The organism is Acidimicrobiales bacterium (assembly GCA_035547835.1).
Taxonomy (GTDB): Bacteria; Actinomycetota; Acidimicrobiia; order Acidimicrobiales; family Iamiaceae; genus DASZTW01.
Window position 1 is genome coordinate 80727 of record DASZTW010000018.1, and the last position, 6892, is coordinate 87618.

Below are 6892 nucleotides of genomic sequence, written 5' to 3' on the forward strand. Positions count from 1 at the left end.
CTGTGGGCCTAGACGACACCGACGAATCTGCCGGCTTCGACCGCGCGTCGGAAACCGAGCAACCATCCGGTCCGGCGGCCGAAGCGCCGCAGGCTGCTGAGTCCACCGCGGCGGCTGCACCACCTGCCACGCCACCGGCCGCGGACCCACCTCGGCGTCCGGCGCCGAAGTTGGTGGTGAAGATCGTCGGCGGCCCCGAGGACTGGGATCGGGCCCGCGGCCAGACCGCCAGCCCCGGTTCGCAGGTCGGCGAGCAGCTCCCGACGTTCGACGCCTCGTTCTTCGACGCGGTGCCGACCACGCCGTCGGTCGAGGCCGACGAGACCTTCCAGCCCGTGGCGGTCACGGCAGGGCGCGGCGACGACCGCACCTACGGTGACTTCCTCGGTGAACCCGAGCCGGTCGACCTGCACGACGACGATCCGGTCGTGACGCCCCGCACGGTCGGCATGGTGGGCGCCGTCCACGCCAGCAGTATCGGCCACATCGACACGCACGTGCCGCCGGTCATGTACGACTTCGAGCCGGACGTCGAGGGCGCCGCGGCACACGCCGGTCACCCGAAGCAGACGTCGCGGACGCGACGCCGGGCCAGGGTCGCCGGTCCCGTGCTGGCGGTGGCGGCCGTCGTGATCTGGGTGCTGGTGATGGCCGGGTCGGGTCGCCCCTCGCTCAACTCGGCGGGATCGGGCGACCAGGCAGCGACTGGCCAGACGTCGACCACGGCGGGCCAGGTGCTGGGGAAGCAGGCGTCGGCGCCGAAGGCCGACCAGAAGGCCACCGCCCCGAACACGCCTGCGGCGACCGCGACCGACGCCAACGCCGCGCTGGCTGCCGCCGGCGGGACGCCGACGGCGTCGGTCACGCCGGTGACAGAGTCCACCAGCAGCGGCTCGAGTGGCGGCAACTCGGCCGGGCGCGCCTCGGCCACGCCGGTCGTCCGCAACCCGGCTCCAGCCACCAAGACGGCTCCGGCGCCCACTGCCGCGCCGAGGCCCGCTCCCGCACCCACGTCGGCCCCGAAGCCGACGCCGACCACCGCCCCGCCGGCCACCGTGGCGCCACCCTCCTGCGCTGCGTGGATGCAGGGATGTAGTTGAGGCCCTTCCTCGCGGAGCGAGGGGACCGGCCATGAGAGGAAGTCCGTGAACGTCTCATCGTTGTTGCTTTGTGACTTCGCCCAGATCCGCGAGGGCCTGCTGTTCGTGGTGTCCGGCGGGGTGTCGCGCGTGTACCGCTCGGGTGTCCCGGCGCGCCTCGGCCTGCATCTGGCGATGGTGGTCGACATGACCGCCGAGGAAGCGGGCGCTGCCCACGACCTGGCGGTACAAGTGGTCGACCGCACGGGCACCGAGGTGGCCGCCGTCAGCGCCACGTTCAAGGTGGGCGACGAGGGCGTCTTCTACCAGGAACAGCAGCACGTCCCGTTCGTCATCTCGCTCGCCGACCTCGAGGTCGGCACGTGGGGCACCCACGAGGTGCGGGTCAAGTTGAACGAGGAATCGGTCGGCTCCGTGACTTGCTACGTGCTCCCGTCCGAGGCGTTCTAGTGCCCGAGATGACCTTGCGCGGCGATGCCCGGGACGCGGCTCGTGCCGAGTCGGCATGGGTGGCGCTCGGTGACGCGTACTCGGCGTTCCAGGGCGGATCCCACGGTCACGCCGCGGACCGGCTGGGCGACGCGCTCGACCACGCCGGCGGGGTCGACTTGCTGGCTGACGACCTGGTGGTCCACGGCCACGACGCGGACCAGGTGGCCACGTTCAGCGCGTGGCTGGCGGAGACGGCCGACCGGCCTTCGGGCATCGCCGCGGCGCGGTTGATCGAGTCGCGCCAGGCCGAAGCAGCGGGCGACGTCGACCGGGCCGACGCGCTGGTGCGCGAAGCCCTCGAGGCCGACCCCGACTGCGCCCCCGCCCGCTGGGACGCGGCGTGGCACGCCGCGCTGCGCGACGACTACGACGACGCGCTCGAGCACCTCGCGCGACTCGGCGTGCCGGCCGACGATGCCGACGTGCAGCACTGGACGCTCGCTTCGGCGTGGCGAGACGGTCGCCACGGAGTCGCATCGCCGTGCCAATGCGGCTCCGGCCGCCACCAGAAGCGGTGCTGCGGCAAAGACGGCATGGAGCTGCACCTGTTGTGGTGGAAGCTGCGATCGTTCCTGTTCCGGGCCGCGCAGCGGGGCTTGGTGCTGAACGTGGCGGCCGCCCTCACCGGCTTGCACGCCGGGGACGTTGACCTCGAGGAGCAGCTCGAGTCGCCGGCGTTCGAGCAGGCGCTCGTCCATCCGTTGACCGCCACGTTGGCTGTCGTGCCCGGTGGCCTGGCCGCGCACTATCGCGACGTGTGGGGCGACCACGCCACAGCCGTGGAGCAGCGCCTGCTCGACCTGATCGCGTCGGCCCGCGTCGACGTGTGGGTGATCCCCGAGAAGGGTCACCAAGACGTCCGGTCGCTCGACGGCCGTTCGACGGTGCGGCTGCGCAACGAAGGTGTGCTCGCCGCCGCCGGCGCCGAACCAGGCTGCGTGGTGGCGGCGGTGACGGGCGACGGCGCCAAGTCCGACGCATACCTCGTGGGTGTCCCGACCCGGCTGCGGGCGGCACCCGTCGAGGGGCCGCCGATCGAGGTGGCTGAGCTGTTCCACCAGGCGAGCTCGGCTGAAGAAGTGATCGCGCTCGCGTCGGCGCTGGCGCCGTACGTCGACTTGTCCGCGGCCGACGCCACCGACGTGGACGAAGAGCCCGAAGCGGACACGAGTGCGGCGGCGGACGGCTCGTTCCACCGCGGCGAACACGACGAACGAACGGACGACGAAGACCACATGGAGATCCCCCGATGAGCACGACCGGACGGCGCATCCTGACCGCCCGCACCTCGACCCGCCGCGCCGGCCTGGTGCTGCTGGCCCCGTTGCTGATGCTGCTCGCGGCGCTGTTGCCGCTCGGCGGCACCGGTGTCGCGTCGGCCGCGCTGGCCGACCCGCCGGCGCAGGGCGACATCAACACGATCGCCGGCATCGGCAACGGCGCGTCGATCGGTCCGGCCGTCGAAGCGGCGCTCAACGGGCCGAGCACCGTGGCGTGCGCGTCGGGCGGCAACCCGTGCTACATCGCCGAAGCCAACGTGCATCGCGTCCGCAAGGTCGACAACGGCACCATCTCGACGTTTGCCGGCAATGGCAAGCAGGGCTATTCGGGTGACGGAGGACCGGCGATCTCGGCCAGTCTGAACACCCCGTCGGGGCTCGCGGTCGACAGCGGCGGCAACGTGTACGTGAGCGACGCCGGCAACCACGTGGTCCGCGAGATCACGCCCGACGGCAACAAGATCACCACGTTCGCCGGTGGCGGCACCTCGGTGACCAGCGGTCCGGCGACCTCGCTGCGGCTCCTTTCGCCGGCCGGGCTCGCGTACGACAACGGCTTGGTGTACGTCACGGACTTCGTCAATCGCCGCGTGTTCCGGATCAGCACCACGTCGGGCAACTTCAGCGTGTACGCCGGCTCCGGGAACTTCGGGTACGCCTCGACGACCACGACTCCCGCCACGGCGGCCAACTTGGCCACCCCGTCGGCCATCGCGTTCGACGCCGCCGGCAACGGCTACATCGCCGACTCGGTCGGCAACCGCATCTACAAGGTGACGCCGGGGGCCACCGGCACCCTCAGCTGGTTCGCGGGTATCAGCGGGACGCCGCCCCTTGCGGGGTTTGCCGACGGCCCGTTGACCGCAGGGGCCAAGTTCTTCCAGCCGAGTGGCATCGCGGTGCGCACGACCACCGTGCAGGTGACCGTCAACGACCCGCAGACCGACCCGCCGTCGGATCCCCCACCGTCGCACGTCGTCAACGTGCTGACCCAGTCCGTGATCGTGGCGGACACCCAGAACAATCGTCTCCGGGCGATCCCGCTGCCGGTGCCGTCGATCCCCGACGCGCAGTCGCAACCGACCAACCCTGATGGCGATGCCACCAACGTGTCGACCGTCCTCGGTTCGAACACCGCGGGCTCGACCGGCAATGGTGGGCCGGCCAGCGCGGCGCGCACCAACAAGCCGGTGGACGTCGTGGCGCCTGCGCCCGACCAGCTGCTGTTCGTGTCGAGCACCGGCAACACGGTGCGCAAGATCACGACCACGGCCGGCCAGGGCGAGAAGGACGGCACGGTCAGCGCCTACGCCGGCAACGGCTCGGCCTCGCTCGCGGGCGACAACGGCCCGGCCACCGACGCGCAGCTTGCCGGCCCCCAAGGTGTCGCCCTCGACTCGCAGGGCGACTACTACGTGGCCGACACGTTCAACCAGGCCGTCCGCAAGATCGACCCCACCTCCGGCGTTATCACGACGGTGGCCGGCACGGGGTCGAAGACCAAAGTCGACTCCGGCCCGGGTAGCGACTTGGGCGACGGCGGCCCGGCCACGTCCGCCACGCTGAACTTCCCCGGCGGCGTGGCAGTGAACGCGGCCGGCGACATCTTCATCGCCGACACGTACAACAACCGCGTCCGCATGGTCGACCACGCCACCCACGCGATCACCACCGTCGCGGGCGATGGCACGTTCGGCTACAAGAGCGGCGCGGGCAACCCGACGTCGATCCCTCTCGCCCAGCCGTTCGGCGTGGCGGTGTTGCCCGACCAGAGCCTGCTCATCGCCGACTCGTTCGCGGTGCGGGTGTTCCGGGTGACGAACCCCGGTGGGCAAAACGCGCAGCTCACGACCTTCGCCGGTAGCGGCGGCAACCTGCTCGGCGATGGTGGCCCGGCCACGCAGGCCGCGCTCGGCCTGCCGGTCGGGCTCGCCGTCGACCCGATGGGCAACACGTACATCGCCACCACCGCGTCGGACACCAGCAACAGCCGCATCCGCAAGGTGGACCCGAGCGGCAAGATCACGACGGTCGCCGGCGGCGGGACCTCGACGGCGGAAGGCGTGGCAGCCACCTCGGCCAACCTCACCGCCCTCGGCGGGGTGGCGGTCGACCCGCTCGGCGAGGTGTTCGTGGCCGACTCCGCCCGCAACCGCGTGCGGCGTGTGAACCCCAACGGCACCATCGAGACGATGGCCGGCGTGACCACCGCGGGCTTCGACGGTGACGGCCACGCGGCGACCAGCGCCAAGATGGCCGCGCCGATCGGGCTGGCTTTCGCACCCGACACCGGCACGGGTGCCACGCCAAACCAAGGCTCGCTGTTGATCGCCGACAGCGGTAACAGCCGGGTGCGGGCGGTGACCGGCGTGACCACCGGCAGCGCGCTCGGGCTCGCTAACTTCGTGAACGCCGCGTACCACGACTTCCTCGGCGTGGCGCCCAACGCCGCGCAGACCGGGAGCGGGGTGCTCACGTCGGGGCCGGGCATGGCGGGCCGCACCACCTTCTTGTCGGGCTTGTCGAGCTCGACCGCGTGGGTCACCAACGTGGTCAACCAGTTCTACCTCGACATCTTGGGCCGGACCGGCGACGCCGGCAGCGTGACGCAATGGGTGGCGTGGATCCGCAACGGCACGTTCACCGTCGCCCAGGTGGCGGGCAACTTGTACGGCTCCCGGGAGTACTACGCCAACTTCGGGGACCCGGACTCCGAGGACGGGCTGCCGAACTGGGTGGAGGACTTGTACCTCAAGCTCTTGCACCGCGCGTCGGACTCGGCGGGCAAGGCCTTCTGGATCAACCAGGTCGCGGCCCACGGCGGCGGCGTCAAGGGCCGGAGCTGGGTGGCCTTCCAGATCTTCCAGTCGACGGAGTCGAGCTACGACCGGGTCACCAACCTCTACGAGGTGCGGTGCGGCAACGGCGCCCCCGAACCGCCGTGCCCGACGTACCGGCCGCTGCTCAACCGGGCGCCGGAGGCAGGCGCCCTCCCGTTCTGGGGTCCGAAGGTGATCGCGCAGGGCGACCTCGTGCTCGCCGCGTCGCTCGCCGCGAGCACCGAGTACTACCTCAACTCGCAATCGCGGACGTTCTCGTAGCGGCGCATCAGATCGAAGAGGGCCGGCCCGCAACGGGCGGCGGGCCGGTCCTCCTCGTTACTCCGGCAGGACGCAGCGGGCGGCGACCTGTCGGATAGCTGGCCCGGGGGTATCCGCCACCCCCGGGCCGGCGTACTTCTCGGCCGCTCCTCGTCGCGCCGGCTCCCTTCCGACTCCATCCCGCGCGCCGCCCCGGACAGGGCGGGCAGGATCAGCTGGACCGGGTCGGGACGAACTTGGTCCGAGATGAGCTCGGTCGGGATGGGCTCGGTCGGGATGGGCTCGGTCGGGATGAGCTCGGTCGGGATGAGGCCAGTCAAGGGTGGGCCCGGTCAGGACCGTCTGGTCAGGGTGGACCCGGTCGGGAGGGCCCGGTCAAGGTGAGCTGGCGGTGTTGCAGCCGAGCAGGAGCGGCACGGTGACGGTGACCGATCGACCGGCGTACCACTTCTGCGCCGTGCCCATGAGCGCCCGCACCTCATAGGTGTACGTGGTGTTCAGCGCCGCCCCGTTGTCGACGTAGGAGTGGTCCGCCGTAGAGAGCGTCGCGATGGTGGAGGTGCCCCGCCGGATGGCGTAGCCGCTGAGCCCGGTGAACGTCGCCGCGGACCACGTGACCGTCACTTTGGGGACGAGGCCGAGCGGGATGACCGTCACGGCGCAGGCCTGCGCGGTCATCGACGGCACCGCGGTCGGTTTGCCCGTCGCGGCGACCGGTCCGGCGACCGACACCACCCGGGTGAAGCGGGCTCCCGCCGCGCCCGACGGCGCAAGGCGCCACGTGGCGGCGAACGTGGTGGTCGCCACCAACGCCACCAACGCCACCAGCGCCGCGGTCGCACCGGCGGTCGCGCGAACGGCACGGCCTGGGTCGGGCACGCTTCGCATCCCCCTGCTGTGCGCGCTGGACCACCTCCAC

The 6892-nt window shown here is 71.6% G+C and carries 5 protein-coding genes; 4 read left to right on the top strand and 1 reads right to left on the bottom strand.

Annotation, left to right across the window (positions count from 1 at the left end):
* The first annotated feature begins 2 nt into the window (after nt 1-2).
* From VHA73_14750 to VHA73_14765, 4 genes are read left to right on the top strand one after another with little or no spacing between them, the layout of a single operon-like run.
* On the top strand, nt 3-1100 hold the full coding sequence (locus VHA73_14750; protein ID HVX19286.1) for a hypothetical protein: 1098 nt from the start codon (nt 3-5) through the stop codon (nt 1098-1100).
* 45 nt (nt 1101-1145) lie between these two features.
* Entirely contained in the window at nt 1146-1550 is a 405-nt protein-coding gene (locus VHA73_14755; GenBank protein HVX19287.1) for a hypothetical protein, read from the top strand.
* An 8-nt stretch (nt 1551-1558) separates the two neighbouring features.
* Nucleotides 1559-2845, top strand: a complete 1287-nt coding sequence (locus VHA73_14760) for a hypothetical protein (GenBank protein HVX19288.1) — start codon at nt 1559-1561, stop codon at nt 2843-2845.
* On the top strand, nt 2842-5973 hold the full coding sequence (locus tag VHA73_14765) for a DUF4214 domain-containing protein (protein HVX19289.1): 3132 nt from the start codon (nt 2842-2844) through the stop codon (nt 5971-5973). The genes VHA73_14760 and VHA73_14765 overlap by 4 nt, the downstream gene beginning before the upstream one ends.
* Before the next feature lie 375 nt (nt 5974-6348).
* On the opposite strand, the gene VHA73_14770 is transcribed toward VHA73_14765, so the two are convergent.
* On the bottom strand, nt 6349-6892 hold a 544-nt coding region (locus VHA73_14770; GenBank protein HVX19290.1), incomplete at its 5' end, for a hypothetical protein.

Bases quoted from the DNA above. Each gene is read 5' to 3' on its own strand.
- VHA73_14760 (HVX19288.1), top strand. From the start codon at position 1,559: ATGACCTTGCGCGGCGATGCCCGGGACGCGGCTCGTGCCGAGTCGGCA.
- VHA73_14765 (HVX19289.1), top strand. From the start codon at position 2,842: ATGAGCACGACCGGACGGCGCATCCTGACCGCCCGCACCTCGACCCGC.